Annotated in this window: 24 protein-coding genes; 13 read left to right on the top strand and 11 right to left on the bottom strand. The window is 71.0% G+C overall.

The window, feature by feature from the left end; translation table 11 throughout:
• Nucleotides 1-5: 5 nt before the first annotated feature.
• Entirely contained in the window at nucleotides 6-542 is a 537-nt protein-coding gene (locus ACFYNU_RS08880; RefSeq protein ID WP_356584417.1) for a GNAT family N-acetyltransferase, read from the bottom strand.
• A gap of 210 nt (nucleotides 543-752) precedes the next feature.
• Here ACFYNU_RS08880 and ACFYNU_RS08875 point away from each other — a divergent pair, with 210 nt between their 5' ends.
• Nucleotides 753-953, top strand: coding sequence for a DUF397 domain-containing protein (locus ACFYNU_RS08875; RefSeq protein ID WP_356584416.1), 201 nt, complete (start codon nucleotides 753-755; stop codon nucleotides 951-953).
• An 18-nt stretch (nucleotides 954-971) separates the two neighbouring features.
• On the opposite strand, the gene ACFYNU_RS08870 is transcribed toward ACFYNU_RS08875, so the two are convergent.
• Together ACFYNU_RS08870 and ACFYNU_RS08865 are read right to left on the bottom strand one after the other, a co-directional pair.
• Nucleotides 972-1718: a VOC family protein gene (locus ACFYNU_RS08870; RefSeq protein ID WP_356584415.1), complete on the bottom strand. Its 747-nt coding sequence runs from the start codon at nucleotides 1716-1718 to the stop codon at nucleotides 972-974.
• A gap of 23 nt (nucleotides 1719-1741) precedes the next feature.
• On the bottom strand, nucleotides 1742-2242 hold the full coding sequence (locus ACFYNU_RS08865) for a MarR family winged helix-turn-helix transcriptional regulator (RefSeq protein ID WP_356584413.1): 501 nt from the start codon (nucleotides 2240-2242) through the stop codon (nucleotides 1742-1744).
• 89 nt (nucleotides 2243-2331) lie between these two features.
• Between ACFYNU_RS08865 and ACFYNU_RS08860 the strand changes: the two genes are divergently transcribed.
• From ACFYNU_RS08860 to ACFYNU_RS08835, 6 genes are all read left to right on the top strand, one after another.
• The gene (locus ACFYNU_RS08860) at nucleotides 2332-3453 is read left to right on the top strand and encodes an epoxide hydrolase family protein (RefSeq protein WP_356584411.1); all 1122 of its coding nucleotides are present in this window, start codon (nucleotides 2332-2334) and stop codon (nucleotides 3451-3453) included.
• A gap of 101 nt (nucleotides 3454-3554) precedes the next feature.
• A complete protein-coding gene (locus ACFYNU_RS08855; RefSeq protein WP_356584409.1) occupies nucleotides 3555-3914 on the top strand; it encodes a PadR family transcriptional regulator in 360 nt (119 codons plus the stop codon).
• A complete protein-coding gene (locus ACFYNU_RS08850) occupies nucleotides 3911-4807 on the top strand; it encodes a hypothetical protein (RefSeq protein WP_356584407.1) in 897 nt (298 codons plus the stop codon). Before ACFYNU_RS08855 ends, ACFYNU_RS08850 begins: the two co-directional genes overlap by 4 nt.
• 155 nt (nucleotides 4808-4962) lie before the next feature.
• Entirely contained in the window at nucleotides 4963-5874 is a 912-nt protein-coding gene (locus tag ACFYNU_RS08845) for a DUF4184 family protein (protein ID WP_356584405.1), read from the top strand.
• A 68-nt stretch (nucleotides 5875-5942) separates the two neighbouring features.
• On the top strand, nucleotides 5943-6209 hold the full coding sequence (locus tag ACFYNU_RS08840; protein WP_356584403.1) for a DUF6400 family protein: 267 nt from the start codon (nucleotides 5943-5945) through the stop codon (nucleotides 6207-6209).
• The gene (locus tag ACFYNU_RS08835) at nucleotides 6193-6402 is read left to right on the top strand and encodes a hypothetical protein (RefSeq protein WP_079128281.1); all 210 of its coding nucleotides are present in this window, start codon (nucleotides 6193-6195) and stop codon (nucleotides 6400-6402) included. The genes ACFYNU_RS08840 and ACFYNU_RS08835 overlap by 17 nt, the downstream gene beginning before the upstream one ends.
• A 31-nt stretch (nucleotides 6403-6433) precedes the next feature.
• Here the strand turns inward: ACFYNU_RS08835 and ACFYNU_RS08830 are convergent, their stop codons facing one another.
• From ACFYNU_RS08830 to ACFYNU_RS08820, 3 genes are all read right to left on the bottom strand, one after another.
• A complete protein-coding gene (locus tag ACFYNU_RS08830; RefSeq protein WP_356584401.1) occupies nucleotides 6434-7054 on the bottom strand; it encodes an MBL fold metallo-hydrolase in 621 nt (206 codons plus the stop codon).
• A gap of 808 nt (nucleotides 7055-7862) precedes the next feature.
• Nucleotides 7863-8408 (bottom strand): YciI family protein, encoded by a 546-nt coding sequence (locus tag ACFYNU_RS08825; protein ID WP_356584399.1) that lies wholly within the window; start codon nucleotides 8406-8408, stop codon nucleotides 7863-7865.
• 43 nt (nucleotides 8409-8451) lie between these two features.
• Nucleotides 8452-8823: a nuclear transport factor 2 family protein gene (locus tag ACFYNU_RS08820; protein ID WP_356584397.1), complete on the bottom strand. Its 372-nt coding sequence runs from the start codon at nucleotides 8821-8823 to the stop codon at nucleotides 8452-8454.
• Between the two features lie 88 nt (nucleotides 8824-8911).
• Here ACFYNU_RS08820 and ACFYNU_RS08815 point away from each other — a divergent pair, with 88 nt between their 5' ends.
• From ACFYNU_RS08815 to ACFYNU_RS08805, 3 genes are read left to right on the top strand one after another with little or no spacing between them, the layout of a single operon-like run.
• Nucleotides 8912-9820 carry a helix-turn-helix transcriptional regulator gene (locus tag ACFYNU_RS08815; protein WP_356584395.1) on the top strand — a complete coding sequence of 303 codons (909 nt, stop codon included), beginning with the start codon at nucleotides 8912-8914 and terminating at the stop codon, nucleotides 9818-9820.
• Entirely contained in the window at nucleotides 9765-10421 is a 657-nt protein-coding gene (locus tag ACFYNU_RS08810) for a DinB family protein (RefSeq protein ID WP_356584393.1), read from the top strand. The genes ACFYNU_RS08815 and ACFYNU_RS08810 overlap by 56 nt, the downstream gene beginning before the upstream one ends.
• Nucleotides 10418-10951 (top strand): hypothetical protein, encoded by a 534-nt coding sequence (locus ACFYNU_RS08805; RefSeq protein ID WP_356584391.1) that lies wholly within the window; start codon nucleotides 10418-10420, stop codon nucleotides 10949-10951. The genes ACFYNU_RS08810 and ACFYNU_RS08805 overlap by 4 nt, the downstream gene beginning before the upstream one ends.
• 92 nt (nucleotides 10952-11043) lie before the next feature.
• Here ACFYNU_RS08805 and ACFYNU_RS08800 read toward each other — a convergent pair whose 3' ends face one another.
• Both ACFYNU_RS08800 and ACFYNU_RS08795 read right to left on the bottom strand, forming a co-directional pair.
• Nucleotides 11044-11745, bottom strand: coding sequence for an alpha/beta hydrolase (locus ACFYNU_RS08800; RefSeq protein ID WP_356584389.1), 702 nt, complete (start codon nucleotides 11743-11745; stop codon nucleotides 11044-11046).
• Between the two features lie 177 nt (nucleotides 11746-11922).
• The gene (locus ACFYNU_RS08795) at nucleotides 11923-12741 is read right to left on the bottom strand and encodes an alpha/beta fold hydrolase (RefSeq protein WP_356584387.1); all 819 of its coding nucleotides are present in this window, start codon (nucleotides 12739-12741) and stop codon (nucleotides 11923-11925) included.
• A gap of 243 nt (nucleotides 12742-12984) precedes the next feature.
• Here ACFYNU_RS08795 and ACFYNU_RS08790 point away from each other — a divergent pair, with 243 nt between their 5' ends.
• From ACFYNU_RS08790 to ACFYNU_RS08780, 3 genes are all read left to right on the top strand, one after another.
• A complete protein-coding gene (locus ACFYNU_RS08790) occupies nucleotides 12985-14187 on the top strand; it encodes a helix-turn-helix transcriptional regulator (RefSeq protein ID WP_356584385.1) in 1203 nt (400 codons plus the stop codon).
• A 79-nt stretch (nucleotides 14188-14266) separates the two neighbouring features.
• Nucleotides 14267-15064, top strand: a complete 798-nt coding sequence (locus ACFYNU_RS08785; RefSeq protein ID WP_356584383.1) for a hypothetical protein — start codon at nucleotides 14267-14269, stop codon at nucleotides 15062-15064.
• 12 nt (nucleotides 15065-15076) lie between these two features.
• On the top strand, nucleotides 15077-15613 hold the full coding sequence (locus tag ACFYNU_RS08780) for a GNAT family N-acetyltransferase (protein ID WP_356584381.1): 537 nt from the start codon (nucleotides 15077-15079) through the stop codon (nucleotides 15611-15613).
• A gap of 14 nt (nucleotides 15614-15627) precedes the next feature.
• On the opposite strand, the gene ACFYNU_RS08775 is transcribed toward ACFYNU_RS08780, so the two are convergent.
• The 3 genes from ACFYNU_RS08775 to rsmA are packed head-to-tail and all read right to left on the bottom strand — an operon-like array spanning nucleotide 15628 to nucleotide 18187.
• Complete coding sequence (locus tag ACFYNU_RS08775; protein ID WP_356584379.1) at nucleotides 15628-16407, bottom strand: hypothetical protein; 780 nt, start codon at nucleotides 16405-16407, stop codon at nucleotides 15628-15630.
• The gene (locus ACFYNU_RS08770) at nucleotides 16404-17300 is read right to left on the bottom strand and encodes a 4-(cytidine 5'-diphospho)-2-C-methyl-D-erythritol kinase (protein WP_356584572.1); all 897 of its coding nucleotides are present in this window, start codon (nucleotides 17298-17300) and stop codon (nucleotides 16404-16406) included. The genes ACFYNU_RS08775 and ACFYNU_RS08770 overlap by 4 nt, the downstream gene beginning before the upstream one ends.
• Nucleotides 17301-17359: 59 nt before the next feature.
• The gene (gene rsmA / locus ACFYNU_RS08765) at nucleotides 17360-18187 is read right to left on the bottom strand and encodes a 16S rRNA (adenine(1518)-N(6)/adenine(1519)-N(6))-dimethyltransferase RsmA (protein ID WP_356584571.1); all 828 of its coding nucleotides are present in this window, start codon (nucleotides 18185-18187) and stop codon (nucleotides 17360-17362) included.
• Nucleotides 18188-18286: the final 99 nt, after the last annotated feature.

The raw sequence follows: 18286 nt of genomic DNA, 5'->3' as shown, positions 1-18286 counted from the left end.
CTCTCCTAGCGGTGTGGGACCGACGCGGCGAAGCGGGCCGGCAGGTCCTCGATCCGCTCGGCGCGTCGTCCCATCAGATACATGGGGCCGTGGGTCTTCCGCATCGTGTGAATCACGGTGAAACCCTGGCGCTCGTAGTAGGCGACCAGACCGTCGGAGCGACAGCCTCGGCGTACCCACTCGGTGCCTTCCTGGAAAGCCCGGTCCACCGCCCACAGGGCGATGAGTGTTCCCGGCTTCCAGCTGCTGATGGCCGGGTCCGTGATCGTCGTGTACAGGTACAGCGACGATTCGGCGAGTTCCTCCTGGGTCCACGCCATCGGGGGTGTGGACGCCGTCAGCGTGGTGCAGCCGACGGGACGGCCGTCGGCCTCCAGAATCCACATGGAACCGTCCGGATTCGCGGTGAGTTCGCTGACGAGGTCCGCGTCCTGCCGCCAGCTCGGCAGTCCTTTGGACTCAAGCCAGTCCGACCGCTTGAACACGATGCTCCTGACTGCCGGAGCATCGTGCGAGCGGGCGGGGCGAATCGTGAACTGCACCGTGTCTCCTCAATGCCTGGGTCGCGGACCCACTTTGCCACCGACCGGACCACCTGCGAATGCTCCGCCATACCTCTCGTTCACACCATCGGGTGGCATGAACGATCAAGGCGGGCGTGGCGTCCGGGAGGTGCGCTGAACTACTGCCGAGTCGACCGCGCTGAACGCACCCCACGCACCACAACATCGACAGAAAGCGAGCCACCAGCCATGACCAGCCCCATCACCTGGCAGAAGTCCTCGTTCTCCGGATCCGACGGCGAGATCCAGTGCGTCGAACTCGCCCACGCGGACGGCCGGATCCTCCTCCGCGAGAGCGAGACACCCGACACCGTCGTCACCACCGACCCCGCCAAGCTCCGCGCCTTCATCGCGGGCGTCAAAGCCGGCGAGTTCGACCACCTGATCTGACGTGACAGGGGCGGCCCGTCAGGAGGGGCCGCCCAGCACGCAGAACTCGTGGCCCTCCGGGTCGGCCAGGCACGTCCAGCGGACGGCGCCCTGGCCGAGGTCGAGGTCGGTCGCGCCGAGGGTGCGGAGCCGGGCCGCCTCCGCCGACGCGGCCTGGCCCCGGTAGGGCAGCAGGTCGATATGGACGCGGTCCGGCACGGTCTTCGGGTCGGCCGAGCGGAGGAACTCCAGGTAGGGGCCGACCCCTTGGGCCGAGCGGAGCACCGCCTGGTCGTCGGTCACCTTGTGCAGGGTCCAGTCCGTCGCCTCGTCCCAGAACCGGGCCATGGCCCGCGGGTCGGCGCAGTCGACGACCACCGCGGCGATCGGCCCGGTGTCGCGGTAGATCTCCCGGGGCTCCAGCACGCAGAACTCGTTGCCCTCGGGGTCGGCGAGCACCGTCCAGGGCACGTCGCCCTGGCCGATGTCGACGGGCGTCGCGCCGAGGGCCTTCAGGCGGGCGACCAACTCCGCCTGGTGCTCGGCGGAGTTGGTGGCGAGATCGATGTGGGCGCGGTTCTTCGTCGCCGACTTGGCCTCCGGGACGGCCACGACATCGACGCAGAGGGCTTTCGCGTCGGGCCAGACGAAGTCGCCGGTGGGTTCGACGTTGGTCACGCCCGGCGCCTCGCTGGAGGTGCCCCAGCCGAGCGCCTCCGCCCAGAAGCGGCCGACCGCCGCGTCGTCGAGAGCTTTGATGTTCACCTGAACAGGTCGCAGTGCCATGGCGGCGATCCTACGCAGAGGACTCAGCGCCGGTCGTGATGATCGAGCAGCCGGGAGAGGTAGTCGGTGAACCGCCGGCGCTCCTGCGGTGACAGCGGCGCCAGCAGTTCGTCCTGGGCTTCGGCCAGCGGCTTCTCCAGCCGCCGCAGGTGCCGCTCGCCCTCGGCGGTCAGCGAGATGACGTTGCGCCGCCGGTCGGCGGGGTCCGGGGCGCGCTCGATCAGCCCGCCGTCGCCGAGTTCGTTGAGCGCCCCGACCGTGTCACTGACGTGGATACCGGTACGGCGGCTGAGCCCGGCCTGGCTGGAGGGGCCGAACTCCTCCAGCGTCGCCAGCAGCCGGTAGTGGTAGCCGCGGGCGCCGGCGGCCGTGAACGCGTCGGTCACCAGACGGTGCGCGTGGTGGGCGGTCTGGGTGAGCAGCCAGGTCGGCAGGCCCTGCCACGCGGCGGGGGTGTCGTCGGGTGCCCGCTCGGACGCGTTCCCGGCCGGGGTTCCGGGCCGGTTCTCGGGTGGGGTGTCCATGGGGCGAGTCTAGCTAATCGTTGGTGACACCTACGATTATGTTAGCGTTAGCTTCACTAACGTTTGTCGCCCCAACGTTTGGAGCCTCCATGAACGCCTCCGGAGCCGGGACCGCGATCAAGCCCTTCCGTATCGCCGTCCCCCAGGCCGACCTCGACGACCTGGCCGACCGCCTCGCCCGTACCCGCTGGCCCAACGAGGTCGCCGACGCCGGCTGGGACTACGGCTTCCCCCTGGCCCGGCTCAAGGAGCTGGCCGAACACTGGCGCACCGGCTACGACTGGCGCGAACACGAGGCGCGGCTCAACGAACTGCCGCACTTCACCACCGAGATCGACGGACAGAACATCCACTTCGTCCACGTCCGGTCCCCGAAGCCGGACGCGCTCGCGCTGGTCCTCACCCATGGCTGGCCCGGTTCGTTCCTGGAATTCCTCGATGTGATCGAGCCGCTGTCGCGCGATTTCCACCTGGTGATCCCCTCCATACCGGGCTACGGCTTCTCCGGGCCGACCCACGAGCGCGGCTGGGATCTCGTCCGGATCGCGGAGGCGTGGGCCGAGTTGATGCGCCGTCTCGGGTACGAGCGCTACGGCGCTCAGGGAGGCGACTTCGGCTCGGGCATCTCGACGGCGCTCGGCACGGTGGCGCCCGAGCGGGTGGTCGGGGTCCATGTCAACTACCTGCCGACCAGGCCCGATCCGGACGCCGGCGTCGAATTGTCCGCGACGGACGAGGCCCGCCTGGACGTGGTCGGACGGCTAATGGCGAACCGTCCGCCGTACCAGGCATTGCAGGCGCTGACCCCGCAGACCATCGGCTACGCGCTGACCGACTCGCCCGTCGGCCAACTGGCGTGGATCGCGGAGCGCTTCGCCAACTGGACCGATCCGCGTACGCCGGTCGATGACGACCGGATACTCACGGACATCTCGCTGTACTGGCTGACCGCGACGGCGGCCTCCTCGGCGCGGCTGCACCACGACGCCCCCGGGAAGGCCGGGAGGACTGGGCACACCGCGCCGTGCCCGGTGCCGATGGGCGTGGCGGTGTTCGCGTACGACATCACCCAGTCGGTGCGCCCGCTGGCCGAGCGGCTGTACGACATCAGGCACTGGTCGGAGTTCGACCGGGGCGGCCACTTCGCGGCGATGGAGGTGCCGGAACTGCTGGCCGAGGACATCCGGGAGTTCTTCCTCGCACGCGGCTGAGCGCACTGCTGATACGTACTGCTGAGCCCGTCGCGCGCAGGCGGCTGAGCCCGTCGCGGACCGCGTTGTCGATGAGTCGCCGGGCGACATATGTTGGGCGGATGAGTGAGCGTGTGCTGCAAGAGCCGACCCTTCTGGTGCTGACCGCCCTGGCGGACGCGCCCCGGCACGGCTACGCCATCGCCCAGGAGGTGAAGACCCTCTCCGGCGGCCGGGTCGTCCTGCGTACCGGCACGCTCTACGGCGCCCTCGACCGGCTGTTGAAGGACGGCCTGATCGACGTGCATCGCGAGGAGGTCGTCGACGGGCGGGCCCGCAAGGTCTACGCGCTGGCGCCGCTCGGGCGGGAAAGGCTCGCCGCCGAGGCGGAGCGGATGGCGGCGACGGCCCGGGAGGCCAGCCGGCGGCTGGGGGTCTCCGGAGTGCCGGGGACACCTACGGCGAAGGTGACCGAGGCGTGATCGGGCTGATTCTGCGCCTGTACCCGCCGCGCTACCGCCAGGAGTTGGGCTCGGAGATCCTTGCCGTCTATCGGCAGGCAGCGGCGGAGGCGTCCCGTACGGACAGATTCCGGGAGGCGGCGGACATCGCCGCCCACGCGGTACGGATGCGGCTCGGGCTCAGCTCGGCGACGGCCGCCGGCCGGTTGCTGGCGAGCGCGGCGCCGTACGCGGTGGGCGCGGCGGCGGCCGGTTGCGGCGTCCATGTGACCAGCTGGTACGCCGGGGTCGTCGCCTCACCGTCCCCCGTGCACCTCTCCGCCGACACATGGACCGCGCTCCTGCTCGCGTCGGCGCTGGTCGTCGTCGGGGCGATCACGGCACTGACCGGCCGGTGGCACGGGGGCGTGAGCACGGTCGCGGTCGGACTGTCGGGACTGGCCGTCGCCGCTGTCGTCAGCGGGCGCGCGTTCGGCGACCCCGTCGTCACCCCGGCGATGGCGCTGCTCACCGCACTGATCGTGCTGGCATGCCCGCCGGATCTGCGACCCGGTCCCCGCGCGTGCGCGGCGGCGGGCGCGATGGCCGCGGTCGCCTGGCTGCCACTGGTCGCCGTCCAGGCCCACGTACTGCCGTTCAGCACCGACTACGGCCTGTGGCCCCTGCTCGTCCTGGCGGCCACCGGGCTCGCGTCGGCGCTGCGGTCGAAGTCGCCGGGGTTGAGGGAGGCGGCGGCGATGACCGTGGCGTGCCCGCCGTTCCTCGCGTACGCCTACACGGGCGGCTGGGGCACCTCGCTTCCGGTCCTGGCGCTGGGCGCCGCCGGGCCGGCGGCGGGTGCGATGGCGGCGTACGCGTATCGGCTCTCGCGCCGTGGGCGGGGCCGGGCCGGCCACTGGGCCGACCTGCGCTGAGACACCCCGCACCACCTTGGGCACTCCGCACCACCTTGAGGCACCCCGCACCACCTTGAGCGGCAGGGGCGATCCGCCATAGTCAGTTGGGCGACATATACTCTCGGGTGACATATCCAGTTGCCCGACCTGTCTCGACTCGCGAGGGACTTCCGTTGCCGTTCACGCTGTCCCACCCGGCGGCCGTACTGCCGCTGCTGCGCCCGCCGTTCCGCCCGGCCGCCCTGGTCTGCGGATCCCTGGCGCCGGACGTGCCGTACTTCCTCGTCGGCGCGGACATACCCGTCAGCGCCCAGTCCTGGTACGAGCCGTTCCTCAACGCCACCTACTCCCACACGCCGCTCGGCGGCCTGCTCGTGGCGCTGCCGTTCGCGCTGGTTCTCCTCACGCTGTACGGAGTGATGCGGCGGCCGGTCGCCGATCTGCTGCCGAGACGGCTCGCCGCAGCCGGGACGGCGGCCCGTACGAGCAGCTGTCCGCGCCGGGCCGGCTGGGTGCTGCTGTCCGCGCTCATCGGCGTCGCGACCCATCTGGCGTGGGACTCCTTCACGCACTTCGACGGCTATGTCGTCACCCACGTGAGCGTCCTGCGCTCCCAGGTGGCCGGCGATCTGACGGTCGCGCGCGTGATCCAGCACCTCAGTACGGTCGGGGGCCTGGCCGCCGTCGCCGTACATCTGTGGCGCCGCCCCCGCCGCCCCCGCCCGGCCGATCGATCCCCCGGTCTCCCGGCGGCGATGCGCCGGAGCGCCCTCGCGGCGCCGGCCGCCGCCGCCCTCGTCGGGGCCGCCGTCAACCTACAGACGATGGAGACCTACCGGGGCGGACCCGGCACGACCACCCCGGCGTCGGCCCGAGAGGTGGTGGAGGGGATCTTCGCGGACTCGGCGATCGGCGGGGGCGCCGCGCTGGCCTGCGCGCTCGCGCTGTACGCCGCCGTCTGGTGGGCGGTGAAGTGCGTCACAGCTCCGGGGACGGACCGTGGGCCTCGCGCCCGTAACGACCCACCCCCGCCCACCGATCCGCGTGAACGTGCGGCCGAGCACGCCAAGGGCCGACTTAGGTAACCCTTCCCTGTCGGCGCGAGCGCCTGGTACTGATGGAGATGTTCCAGCGGCACAGCGAAAGTCTCGCCATGAATCAGGACAACAGCACCGACGGCATCTCCGACGACCTCATACCCTTCACGATCGACCTGACCTTCGAGGAAGCCCGCCGACGGGCCGAGGTCGTGACCGCGCTCGGTCCCGAGTGGGACCCCGTCGCCGCCATGCGGGGCGAGGACGAGGCGTACGCGCTGCTCTACTCCGGCCTGGACGCCGAGCAGCAGCGCACCTACGACATGCTGGTGGCGGCAGGAGTCCTGCCCGGGGACGGGCCGGGCCGTGCGGCTGCCCATTGATCCGCAGGCGGACGCCTCCCGGCGGGCCTGGGTGGCCTGCCCCGTCTGCGACGACGCCCGGCACTGCGCGACGTGCGCCAGTCCGCGCAACTGCGGTGAGCACTGGCGCTATCTGATCGCCAACAGCGGTCCTGTGCTCCATCTCCAGTGCCCGCGGTGCACGCATGCCTGGTCGCTGAACACCCGCCCCTGACGGCCGGCTTTCCTCTTAACTGTGGACCTGTTCAGGGCGCGATGTCGGGCGCGACGACTCTTGCGGATGGCGCGTCATCTTCCATTCTCCGTAGGAAGTCGTCCCGCGTCGCTTCGCTGTTGTACTGATATATGTAGGTGAACTGCGGGAGGAAGGTCGACACCGCAGTTACAGCCTCCCCGGGTCCGAGGGCATACGGCGGGTAGAGGGGCAGGAGGGCCAGGTAGATGTCATCCAGCTCCAGCATCTCCGGGGTGGCCTCCGTGGAACCAGCGATGTACAAGCGCAAGCCGGCCACGGTCACCACGTATCCGTTTCCGCGCCCAGGTGGGTGCCATTGCTCGGCTTCTGCGTTGATGCCGTAGGCGGGGATCGCTTCGACCGTAATCTCTCCGACCTCAGCCTGCCGGCCATTCGCAAGGGAGACAGCGTTCTCTCTCAATCCTTCTGGGAGGCTGTCTATGACGTACTGCGGAGCGACGAGTTGTGTCTCATTCTTGAGGAGACCCTCCAGAGTCTCGACATCGAAGTGGTCGTGATGCTCATGCGAGATCAGAACGACGTCAGGCGCTGGGTGGCCCGAGTACCGGTCGCTGCCCCCGGTGGGATCCGAGTAGATGACGCCCTCCGGAGTCTCTATGACAACGCTCATCTGCCTCACCTGGCTAACGGTGACAGTGCCGCTGCCGGAGACGAAGTCGGCCTCGGCGTGCCCGGAAGTCTGCTCCTGACCGGTGGGCGACTGCGTGGCGTCTCCGCCAGTACCGTCGACGCCTTCGGCGGAGCACCCTGCGCCGATCAACAGAGCGACGACAAGGCCTGCGACGGAGAAGGCTTTCGGGAGCGGACGGGTGGATGGGGGCGTCAAACGGCCCGTTGAGCTTCGGCCTGCCGGATTGGCTGCCTTGTTCATCATCGTCTTCGGTGTCCAGTCCTGGGTCTGTTCGCGGCATTTATGGATGCGACACCCGTGGCGTCGGCCTCCTGCGCACAGGCCTTGGGCACCGATCGGTACATAAGTCTACTTCCTCGCGCCGTCTGCGATGTGCCGGTTCGGTGTCAGTGGGTCGGTGACGGCATGTCAGGTTGATATCGCCTTGGGGGGGCAGGTCATGGCGGGATCGAAGGTCCAGGCCGGCACTGGTTGCGCGGCTGTTGGAGCCCGATGCGGCCGGGGCGTTGACGACGGCGCACGTGCGTGCGGGCGCCCAGGTCGGCAAGGTGAATGTGCGCACAGTGTGAAGGAGGTCGGGGCAGGCACCAACGCCGCGAAGGCCGGGTAATACGCGATCTTCTCGGGACGTGCCAAGCTGCGACGGGCCGGCACCCAGCGGCGGTGGATCCGAACCCTCCACGGTGGGGAGCTTGGCCCCGGCCCAGTCCTAGCCCGTTTCGTGTCCGAACGCGGCGTTGCGTGAAATCCGGTGCCTACCCCGCCCTACTACGACCGCCCGTCCGCCTTACGACCGCCCGCCGAACTGCCAGCGGTGGACCTCGATCTCGGCGTACCCCTCCGGGGTCAGTACGGCGCGGGCCGCCGCCGCGTCCGGGGCGCGGACCAGCGCCGCCGTACCCAGCCAGTGCGTACCGTCGTCCGACAGCAGCGGCCCGTACGCGATCAACTCGCCCCGGTCGGACGGCACTTCGAGGTCGACGGCCGGTCCCGCGCCCAGGCCGAGCACCAGATGGCGGTTGCCGTCCTCGGGGCCGCCCGGAAACTCCCACATGGTGCGGCCCAGCGCGTTGCGCCAGCGGCGCAGCGACACGTCCCGGTACACACCGGCCTGGTAGCCGGGCTCGTCGAAGGCGAACGCGCGGGCGGCGGCGGTGGTCGGCAGGTCGAGGATGTGGACGCTGCCGGTGGGGGTGCCGTCGGCGGCGAGGGTCGGGCCGCGGGCGATCATCTCCTTCGCATAGCCGTCCATGTACGACCAGTGCTCCTCCAGCAGTTCCTCGCGCAGCGCGAGGGAGCCGGCACGGTCGCGGTGATAGCAGAAGTACTCCATGCCCCGCAGTCTCCACCCTGGCCGGGGACATGCAGAGGGCGGCTCAGAGGGTCTCCACCGGATTCGGTCCGTCCGCCGGGAGCTGTTCCACGATCTCCCAGCGCTCGGCGATCAGTCCGTCCTGGACGCGGAAGACGTCCGCCACCGCGATGTCGAGCCCGCCCGCGGGCAGCGACCGCCGGGAGAACATCGTGACGTAGTCACCCTCCGCCACGAGACGGCGGATGTCGACGCGCAGATCGGCGAGGGGCAGTATGCGCGCCTCCGCGATCCACTCCGCCTTCGTGGTGGTACGGAACGGGAGCCCGTGATCCGCGTAGTCGTCGCGCAGGAGGGGTGCGACGGCGTCGAGGTCGCCCGCGCCGTACAGCTTCAGGCAGTTGAGGACCAGGTCCTTGTTGCTGTCGTTGCTCATGTGGAGGAGTGTGGCGACACGGGCGGGGGCTGTCGATGAACTCCCAGTTCATGGACCGTCCGCGCGGCACGGGACTAGGGTCGACCACGTGGAGGTCGACCACGTGGAGACGGTGGGCGGGCTGCTGCGCGAGTGGCGGCACGGCAGACAGCTGAGCCAGCTCGATCTGGCGCTGGCGGCGGGCGTTTCGCCGAGGTACGTCAGCCTGGTCGAGACGGGCCGCTCCCGCCCGAGCGCCGACATGGTGCTGCGCCTCGCGGCGCAGCTGGAAGTTCCGCTGCGGCACCGTAACCGCCTGCTGGTGGCGGCCGGATTCGCGCCGCGTTACCGCGAACGGCCCCTGGACGAGCCGGACATGGCGGCCGTCCGGGACGCCGTGCTCAGGGTGCTGCGGGCGCACGAACCGTATCCGGCGCTGGTTATGGACGGGCGGTGGAACGTGCTGATGACCAACGCCCCGGTCGACCACTTCCTCGCGGAGGTCGATCCCGAACTGCTGGCCGCCCCGCTCAACATGGTCCGTCTCGGCCTCGACCCACGCGGCCTCGCCTCCCGGATCGTCAACCTCGCCGAGGTCCGTACGGTCCTCCGTGCCCGGTTGTCCCGGCAGATCGCGAGGACCGGCGATCCGGTGGTGGCGGCCCTGTACGACGAGTTCTTCGCGGCGGACGGACCGGAGGGACCGGCGAGGTCGGGCGGATCGGAGGGGGCGCGCCCGCCGTTGGAGTCGGAGGTCGCCACTCCGATGATCTTCCGCTTCCGGGAAGGGGAGTTGAGCCTCTTCTCGACCATCACGACGTTCGGCACGCCGCAGGACATCACGCTCGACGAGATCTCGATCGAGTCCTACTACCCGTCGGACGCCGCCGGCGCGGCACTGCTGCGCGGCCTCGCCGACGCGCGGGGCCGGGGTGTCGGTGCCGGGTGGGACACTGCGGGGCATGGTCGAATCCAACCCGAAGGCGGACCTTCTCCGCTATCTGCAAGCCGCTCGTGACGCCCTGCTGTGGAAGCTCGACGGCCTGTCGGAGTACGACATCCGCCGCCCCCTGACTCCCACGGGGACCAATCTGCTGGGGCTGGTGAAGCACACGGCCGGCGTGGAGATCGGGTATTTCGGCGTGACGTTCGGACGGCCGTTCTTCGAGGCGGGGCGGGTCCCGGCGTGGTACGAGGAGGAGGCCGAGCCGAACGCGGACATGTGGGCCACGCCGGACGAGTCGCGCGAGGAGATCGTGGGGCTGTACCGACGGGTGTGGGCGCACTCGGACCGTACGATCGCGGCGCTGCCGCTCGACGCGGGCGGCCATGTCGCGTGGTGGCGCGAGGGGCAGCGGGAGGTGACGCTGCACCGCGTCCTGGTGCACGTGGTCGCGGAGACCCACCGGCACGCCGGGCATGCCGACATCGTCCGGGAGCTGATCGACGGGAACGTCGGGATGCGCGAGGGCAACGAGAATCTGCCGTGGGACGGGCGGACCACGTGGGAGACCCACCGGCGCCGGCTGGAGGACGCGGCGCGGGAGGCCCGGGACGCCGGGGAGCCCCGGGAGGCCCGGGAGGCTGGTGAAACCGGTGAAGCCGGTGCGGGCCGGTGAGTCTCGCCGCGCCGGTACGGGCCGAGTTGGACCGGCACGACTGGGCGAGTCTGCGGTGCGGCTGCGACGGGTCCGCCGACCATGTGCCGATGCTGTTCGAGACGATCATCGAGGCCGGGGCACCGGGTGAGATGGCCGGTTACAGCCTCGCCGGCCACCTCGAACGGGAAACGAACCTCTTCGAGGCGTCGGTCCCCGCGGTCGGGGTGATCCTCGCCGCGCTGGCCGGTGACCTGTCGCCCATGGCACGGGCCGAGTTCATGATCACCCTGTGGCGCCTGACGAGCGGGGACTCCCACAGCACGGAGGCGGCACTGGGCCGCACCCTGCTCGGCGACGAGTGCCGTGCGAGGTGCCGAGAGGGATTCTGGGTGGTGGCGCGGATCGGTCTGACGGGCAGCGCGGACGAGGCGGAGACGGTGGCGGACATCGTCGAGTTCATCGACCTGGACGAGGAGAGGTCCGCGTACTACCAGTCGCTCCTACGGGAACGGATACGGGCCAAGTCGAAGCGGGGCCGGGCGATGTGACGCCCAGGTCGAAGCGGCGCCGGGCGATGTGACGCCCAAGTCGAAGCGGGGCCGGGCGGTGTGACGGCCACGTCCCGACAGGCGTGCGGCGCTCAGGCGTCGAGCAGGATCCGGGCCAGCTCATGGGGCTGCGAGAACATCGGCCAGTGGCCCGTGTTCAGCTCCACCAGCCGCCAGTGCTCGCTCTTCAGCAGCTCCGCCACGTCGGGGCTCGGCTCCGGCCAGTCCAGCAGGCACTTGATGTAGATCGCCGGGAGGTCGCCGAGAGGGCGGGTCAGCGTCGCCGGTTCGGTCAGGGTCGCGCCCGGGTGCGGGGTCGCGCCGGAGACGATACGGGCGATCTGCTCGTCCGTGAGGCCCTGCCCCGCGTACTCCTCCGCCGTCAGGGGCGCCCAGAAGCCGCCGTGCTCCGCGATCGACGCCTCGACCGCGGCCCGGCCGTCCGGCCAGGCGGAGACGAACGACTCACCGTCCGCCGGCACGTTCGAGTCGACGAACACCACGCGGGACAGCCGGTCGCCGATCCGCTCGGCGGCCTGGCCCACCGGGATGCCCGAGTAGCTGTGTCCCACCAGGACGACGTCCCGCAGATCGAGGCGCTCGATCGCGTCCACGATGTCCTGGACGTGCGTCTGCTGCCCGACGGGCGCGTCCCGCTGCTCCTGCCGCCGGTCGGCGAGACCGGACAGCGTGAGCGCGTGCGCCCCGTGCCCGGCGTCCCGCAGATCGGACACCACCTCGTCCCACGCCCACGAGCCCAGCCACGCACCTGCCACCAGTACGAATTGAGTCATGCCCGGAATCTAACGCAGGGGTCTGACAACGCCGAGATCCGAGCGCGACCGGGTGACCGGGGGTGAACCATGGCGCCCGGGGTGAACCGTGGCGCCCGGCGGGTGAACCGTGGCGCCCAGGCAGAGGCGGCAGACGTTGCCTGGGCGACCGACCGTCGGTCCACCGGCCCTGCCCCCTCAGTTCGCCGCACGGTCGAGGGCGGCGACCTCCCGTACGGAGTCGGCGACGGCCAGGAAGTCCTTCTTCAGGATCGCGTCGTGATTGCTGGCGACCTTCGCGCTGATCCTCATGTTCGGGTTACGGGCGACCACCCCGTCCAGGCTCGCGCGGATCACCTCCTGCTCGTCGCCCTTGCTCCCGAGAGAGTTGCCCGAAGCCACCACGTACCGCGCCGGGACCGTGATCCGGTCCAGCACCGGACCCAGCGCACTCTCGCGGGCCAGCTTGCCCAGCTCGATGTTGCACTCCGCCATCTGTGCCGCGTTCATCCGCGGGGTCAGACCCGTCGGCCGCAGCAGCGGCATGAACAGGTTCAACCGCCGGAAGGTCTTGCGGATCCGCTCCTCCATGGCGTCGTCCAGCCAGTCGTGCGGCTGCGCGCCCTCCACCAGGACCGCGCCCAGGGCACGCTCCGGATTGCGGGACGCCCAGTGCGCCGCGACGAACGCCCCGTAGGACCAGCCCACCACCAGCGCGCGGTCCACGCCCCTGGCCGCGAGAACGGCGTCGACGTCCCGCACCGCGGCCTCGAAGGAGTAGTCCGCCGACCGCTTCGACTTCCGGCCGCGGGCCCGCTCGTCGTAGGTGATGTGCCGCCAGTCCGGGCCCAGTTCGGCGACGACCCGCCGCCAGTACCCCTGGGTGGCGAACTGACCGTTGAGATAGATCACCGGGACACCTGAACCACCGGTGTCGGTGACGGCCAGCGCCGTGTCGTCCACCGGCACCATGCCGGTCCACGCGGTGGCGGAAGTGCTGTTGTTCGTGATGCTCATCGCTGGTGTTCCCTCTTCTGTGGCTGCCGGGTTGTCCGGCGAACGAGAGCAACGTTAGGACTGTTGCCAGAGCTTTGGCAATAGCTTGCCATGATTGATTGCCAACGAACTCGACCAACCCGCCCCCACCCCGGCAAGAGATTGCCTCGCTATCGGCAAGTGAGTTAAGGTCGGGCGCGACGTACGCCTACGCGGACGTCGGACGTCGGACGTCGTCACCGCCACCCGGGAGTGAGTTCGGACATGATCGAGCAGCCAGTCTTCGGCCGTCGGCTCAGGCAGCTGAGGACCGAACGCGGCCTGACGCTCGCCGCGCTCGCCGGCGAGGGCATGTCCGCGGGCTACCTGTCCCGGCTGGAGTCCGGCGCACGGCAGCCCACCGAGCGGGCCGTGGCGCATCTGGCCGGTCAGTTGGGCATCAGCCCCGCCGAACTCACCGAGACCACGGCCGCCTCACTCGCGCGGAGCCTGACGCTGGCGACCGGACTGGGCCAGGACGAGGCCGGCGAGGCACTCAACGAGGCACTCAAGGCCTCGGGCGGCGAGGACCCGCTTCTGCGCTGGCAAGCGCTCTGGCAGGTCGCCGAGTGGCGCCGACGGCGGCAGGAGTACGCCGAACAGCGGGCGTGCCTCGACGAACTGGTCATGCTCGGCGCGGAGGCCGGACTGCCCGAGCTACGGGGCAGGGCACTGGCCGAACTGTCCCGCTGCATGCGCAACATCGGTGAGATCACCGACGCCGTCGCCGCCGCGACGCACGCCTACGAGCTGGCCGAGAGCGAGCAACTGCCCGCCCGCGTACGGATCGCGGCCCTGCTGGCCCTCGTGTCGGGGCTGGGCGAGGCCGGGCGGCTCCCCGACGCCGCGCGCTACACCGACGAACTGCTCGCCGTTACGGAAGAGGGCTCCCCCTCGCTACGGTCACAAGCTCTCTGGGCCGCGGCCACCACCCGCTCCCGACAGGGCGATCCCGAGGCCGCGGCGGAACTCATGGACCAGGCCTGCCAGGGCTTCGACGGCCGGGACGATCTGACGATGTGGATGCGCGTACGCACCAACGCGGCCCGCGCCGATCTCCTGACCGATCCGCCGAGGACGGAACGCGCCCAACGGCGCGTCGAAGAGGTCCAGGCGGCCCTGCCGTTCGCGGGCGCACCGGCCATCGAGCAGGAACTGCTGGCGGTACGCGCCCGGATCGCGGTCATCACGGGCCGCCCCGACGAGGCCCGCGCGGCACTGGACCAACTGGTCGGCTTCGACGACCGGTTGACGTTCCAGGACCGGATCAGGCTCGACGTACTGCGCAACCGCGTACTGCTCCTGGAGGGCGAACAGGCCCCGGCGCTCGCCGGACTGCGAGAACTTGCCGAACGGGCCCAACAGAGCGGCAACATGGCCCTGACGGCGGAGATTTGGCGGTTCGTCGCCGAAGCGCTCGCGGAGTAGGGCCCGGCGCGGGCACGTGGGCGGCGCCGGGATAATGCCTCACACAAGGCGAATTCGCAGATGAGAGAGGCGTGTCGGGGTGGGGAAGCGAAGACGGCGTACGGCGGTGCTGTGCGCGGTGGTGGTGGGCGTGGGCCTGACCGGGATATCCGGATGCGGTGATTCCGGAGAGGAGTCCCCGAAGGGGTCGCGGCAGGGCGGGACCGAGGTCCAGCGGATGTCCGCGGCGCTGAAGACGCTGAAGGGGTACGACACGGTCCGGATGACCGGCAGCTACTCGCCGGTGGGCCCGGTGGATCTGCGGGTGGACCGGGACGGCAACTGCGTCGGCACCATGGGGTATCCCGGCGAGAGCCGCGTCGAGATCATCCAGGTGGGCGGCGAGCGGGCGTGGTACCGGCACGAGGACGCGTCGCTGGCGAGCGTACGCAGAATGGCCGAGTACATCGGTCCGGGCGCGGTCGCCCGCCACGACGAGGCCGCGAAGAAGGCCCGCGGGAAATACATCGAGTCCTCGGCGGCCGAGGTGAAGGACGACCAGCGCCTGACTCTGTGCGATCTGGACAGGGCGTTCGCCGAGGTGCCCGACTCGGCCAGCAAGGCCAAGGCGCTCAATCCGATCACACAGGACGGCGAGCGGATCGTGGAGCTGGTGGAGCAACCGGAGAGCGACGGGGTCACCGTCCACATCACGGTGAAGGGCGACCCCCTCCCGCGCAAGGTGAAGTTCGAACTGAACGACGAACGCGCGGAGTTGGAACTCCGCGATGCCGACAAGCCCGTACCGGCCACCCCTCCCCCGGCCGCCGAGACCGTCCCGTCCGCCGAGGTGACGGGCCTGTTCCCGGAGATCCCCGAGCACATGCGGGGCGAGTAGGAGCGCACAGCGTTGACCGTCGAACTCCACGTCGATCCCACCCCGGCCGGGCACCCCGCCCTCGATCTCCGTCCGTGGGACGACAGCGACATCCGCCCGCTGATCGACGTCTACCGCGACCCGGTGCTCCGGCAGTGGACCCGGCTGCCCGTCACGGGAGTCGAGGACGCGCTGCGGTGGCTGGAGATCCAGCGGGACGGGTGGCGGTCCGGGGAGCGGTTCAGTTTCGCCGTACTCGAAGGTGATCGGCTCGTCGCCAACGTCGCCCTCAAGCGGGGCGCGGCCCGCCGCGACAGCGCGGAGGTCGGCTACTGGACCGCCGCCGAGGCCCGCGGGCGCGGCATCGCGCCACGCGCCCTGGAGGCCCTGACCGGCTGGGCGTTCAGCGCCCTCCCGGGAGTCAGCCGCCTCGAACTGCTCCACCAGATCGACAACACGGCCTCCTGCCGCGTCGCGGAAAAGACCGGTTACGTCTACCGCCAGACCCTCCCCGCCCGACCACCGTTTCCCCTGGACGGCCACCAGCACGTACGGGAGGCTCCGGAGTAGGGGCGCGGCGGCGGTCAGTTGGCGTACGGGATCGGGACCGCCGTCAGTACGGTGCCGCCGTGGGTGCGGGCGAAGCGGCAGGACTCCGGGAAGTGGAAGAGCATGCGCGCGCAGCCCGTCACGTCGCGGAGGTCGGCCAGGGCGCCGTCGTCTGGGAGGGCGGCGGCCAGCGAGCGGATGACCGGGTCGGTGCTCGTCCTCGCGGTGGGCGCGGAGACCGGGAGTACGTCGGGGCCGGACTCCTCGGGCTCCCGCCAGCCGTCCTCGAAGGCGGAGCTGAATCTCCGTACGTCTCCATCCGCCTCGCGGACCGCGTCGCGCAGGGATTCGGCCGTGCGCCGGATCCAGGCGTGCGGTGAATCGGCCAGGCGTTGCGTGTCGTTCTCGTCGGAGAAGGTGAACACCGGTCCCCAGGCGCCTGTTTCGCGGTCGACGTCGACGTAGACGAAGCCGCCCGCCGAGTCGAGGTGGACGAAGTGGTGGGTGCCGGGGCCGCCGGCCCGCTCCACGTACCAGCTGCCGTCCCAACCGCCGGGCGCCGTGCCCTCGTTGAGCGGTTCGTCGAAGTCGATGTCCGTGAAGAGGTAACCGCCGTCGGTCCTGGACCGGCCGAAGGCGATCCGGATGCCGCCCACCGCGCGCAGCAGTTCGCGTATCTCTTCCGGCACCGGCGCCGCCCAGGTGTCCATCCGGGCGTCGGAGAGTCCGGGGCGCAGTTGTACGAGGCCGTCGGACGCGTCGGCCGTCTGCCGGAGCAGGTCGATCAGCGAGGGGGTCGTGTTCGCGCCGCTCACCGGGCCGGCACCACCCGTGCCCCGGCGGCGGGCGATGAAGTCACCCGCGCCGTACGGCAGTTGCCCGATGCCAGCAGGGCTTCGGCGACCGTCGTCGCGGACTCCTCGTCCTTCGTCAGGAACGCCGTCGTCGGGCCCGAGCCGGAGACCAGGGCCGCCAGCGCGCCCGCCGAGGTGCCCGTGGTGAGCGTCGTCGCGAGGGAGGGGCGCAGGGAGAGGGCCGCGGGCTGGAGGTCGTTGGTGAGGGTGGCGGCCAGGGCCGTCGGGTCGCCGGTGCGCAGGGCCGTGAGCAGGGCCGGGTCGGCGGTGGGGGGCGGGACGTCGGTGCCCGAGGTGAGGCGGTCGAACTCCGCGTAGACCGCCGGGGTCGACAGGCCGCCGTCGGCGACCGCGAACACCCAGTGGAACGTGCCGCCGACGTCCAGCGGCGTCAGCCGCTCGCCGCGGCCGACGCCGAGCGCCGCGCCGCCGAGCAGGCTGAACGGTACGTCGCTGCCCAACTCGGCGCAGATGGCGAGCAGTTCGGCCTCGGACGAGCCCAGCGACCAGAGCGCGTCGCACGCGAGCAGCGCGCCCGCGCCGTCCGCGCTGCCGCCTGCCATGCCGCCCGCGACGGGGATGTCCTTGTCGATGTGGATATGGACGCGCGGATCGATGCCGTGCCGCTCGGCCAGTGCGATCGCCGCCCGCGCCGCGAGATTCGTGGTGTCCAGCGGTACCTGGTGCGCGTCCGGTCCCGCGCAGGTGACGCGCAGTTCGTCGGCCGGGGTGACGGTGATCTCGTCGTGGAGGCCCACCGCCAGAAAGATGTTGGCCAGGTCGTGGAAGCCGTCGGGGCGCGCCGCGCCCACCGCCAGCTGCACGTTGACCTTGGCCGGGACCCGTACCGTCACCCGGTCCCCGCTGACCGCGGCCCCGTTGACCGCGCCCGTGTCGACCGCGCCCGTGTCACTCACGCACTCGTTCCCTTCGACTCCGCGATACGTGCGAACTCCTCCACCGTCAGCGACTCCCCCCGCGCCTGCGGCGAGATCCCCGCCGCCACCAGTGCCTTCTCCGCCGCCGGTGCCGATCCGGCCCAGCCCGCGAGTGCCGCCCGCAGCGTCTTGCGGCGCTGCGCGAAGGCCGCGTCCACGACCGCGAAGACCTCGGTGCGTGTCGCGGTGGTGGTGAGCGGCTTCGGGCGGCGGACGAGCGAGACGAGGCCCGAGTCGACGTTCGGCGCGGGCCAGAACACGTTACGGCCGATGGCGCCGGCGCGCTTGACCTCCGCGTACCAGTTGGCCTTGACCGACGGCACGCCGTACACCTTGTTGCCCGGCGCCGCCGCCAGCCGGTCCGCGACCTCCGCCTGGACCATGATCAGGGTGCGTTCGATCGTCGGGAAGTGCTCCAGCATGTGCAGCAGGACGGGGACGGCGACGTTGTACGGGAGGTTCGCCACGAGCGCCGTGGGTGTCGGTCCCGGCAGTTCGCGTACCTGCATCGCGTCCGCGTGCACCAGCGAGAAGTGAGCCGCGCGGGCCGGTGTCCGGGCCTCGACGGTGCGCGGCAGCGCGGCGGCGAGGATGTCGTCGATCTCGACGGCCGTCACATGCTCGGCCGCCTCCAGCAGCGCCAGCGTCAGCGAGCCGAGCCCCGGGCCCACCTCCACGACCACGTCGTCCGGGCGTACGCCGGCGGTGCGGACGATACGGCGGACGGTGTTGGCGTCGATGACGAAGTTCTGTCCGCGCTGCTTCGTGGGGCGTACGCCGAGGGCCGAGGCCAGCTCGCGGATGTCCGCGGGGCCGAGGAGGGCGTCGGGGGCGGCAGGTGCGTCAGCGGCGGCAGGTGCGTCAGGGGCGTCAGGGGCGGGATGTGCGGCAGGTGCGCCGAA

This window comes from Streptomyces sp. NPDC006643, assembly GCF_042870175.1.
In the GTDB taxonomy this organism is placed as follows: Bacteria; Actinomycetota; Actinomycetes; order Streptomycetales; family Streptomycetaceae; genus Streptomyces.
The sequence above is the reverse complement of the archived record's forward strand: the minus strand, read 5'-3'. Positions and strand labels throughout refer to the sequence as shown.

Bases quoted from the DNA above. Each gene is read 5' to 3' on its own strand.
- ACFYNU_RS08830 (WP_356584401.1), bottom strand. From the start codon at position 7,054: ATGAGCGTTGTCATAGAGACTCCGGAGGGCGTCATCTACTCGGATCCC.
- ACFYNU_RS08840 (WP_356584403.1), top strand. From the start codon at position 5,943: ATGAATCAGGACAACAGCACCGACGGCATCTCCGACGACCTCATACCC.
- ACFYNU_RS08820 (WP_356584397.1), bottom strand. From the start codon at position 8,823: ATGAGCAACGACAGCAACAAGGACCTGGTCCTCAACTGCCTGAAGCTG.
- ACFYNU_RS08810 (WP_356584393.1), top strand. From the start codon at position 9,765: ATGGTCGAATCCAACCCGAAGGCGGACCTTCTCCGCTATCTGCAAGCC.
- ACFYNU_RS08795 (WP_356584387.1), bottom strand. From the start codon at position 12,741: ATGAGCATCACGAACAACAGCACTTCCGCCACCGCGTGGACCGGCATG.
- ACFYNU_RS08875 (WP_356584416.1), top strand. From the start codon at position 753: ATGACCAGCCCCATCACCTGGCAGAAGTCCTCGTTCTCCGGATCCGAC.
- ACFYNU_RS08800 (WP_356584389.1), bottom strand. From the start codon at position 11,745: ATGACTCAATTCGTACTGGTGGCAGGTGCGTGGCTGGGCTCGTGGGCG.
- ACFYNU_RS08790 (WP_356584385.1), top strand. From the start codon at position 12,985: ATGATCGAGCAGCCAGTCTTCGGCCGTCGGCTCAGGCAGCTGAGGACC.
- ACFYNU_RS08855 (WP_356584409.1), top strand. From the start codon at position 3,555: ATGAGTGAGCGTGTGCTGCAAGAGCCGACCCTTCTGGTGCTGACCGCC.
- ACFYNU_RS08870 (WP_356584415.1), bottom strand. From the start codon at position 1,718: ATGGCACTGCGACCTGTTCAGGTGAACATCAAAGCTCTCGACGACGCG.
- ACFYNU_RS08825 (WP_356584399.1), bottom strand. From the start codon at position 8,408: ATGGAGTACTTCTGCTATCACCGCGACCGTGCCGGCTCCCTCGCGCTG.
- ACFYNU_RS08860 (WP_356584411.1), top strand. From the start codon at position 2,332: ATGAACGCCTCCGGAGCCGGGACCGCGATCAAGCCCTTCCGTATCGCC.
- ACFYNU_RS08865 (WP_356584413.1), bottom strand. From the start codon at position 2,242: ATGGACACCCCACCCGAGAACCGGCCCGGAACCCCGGCCGGGAACGCG.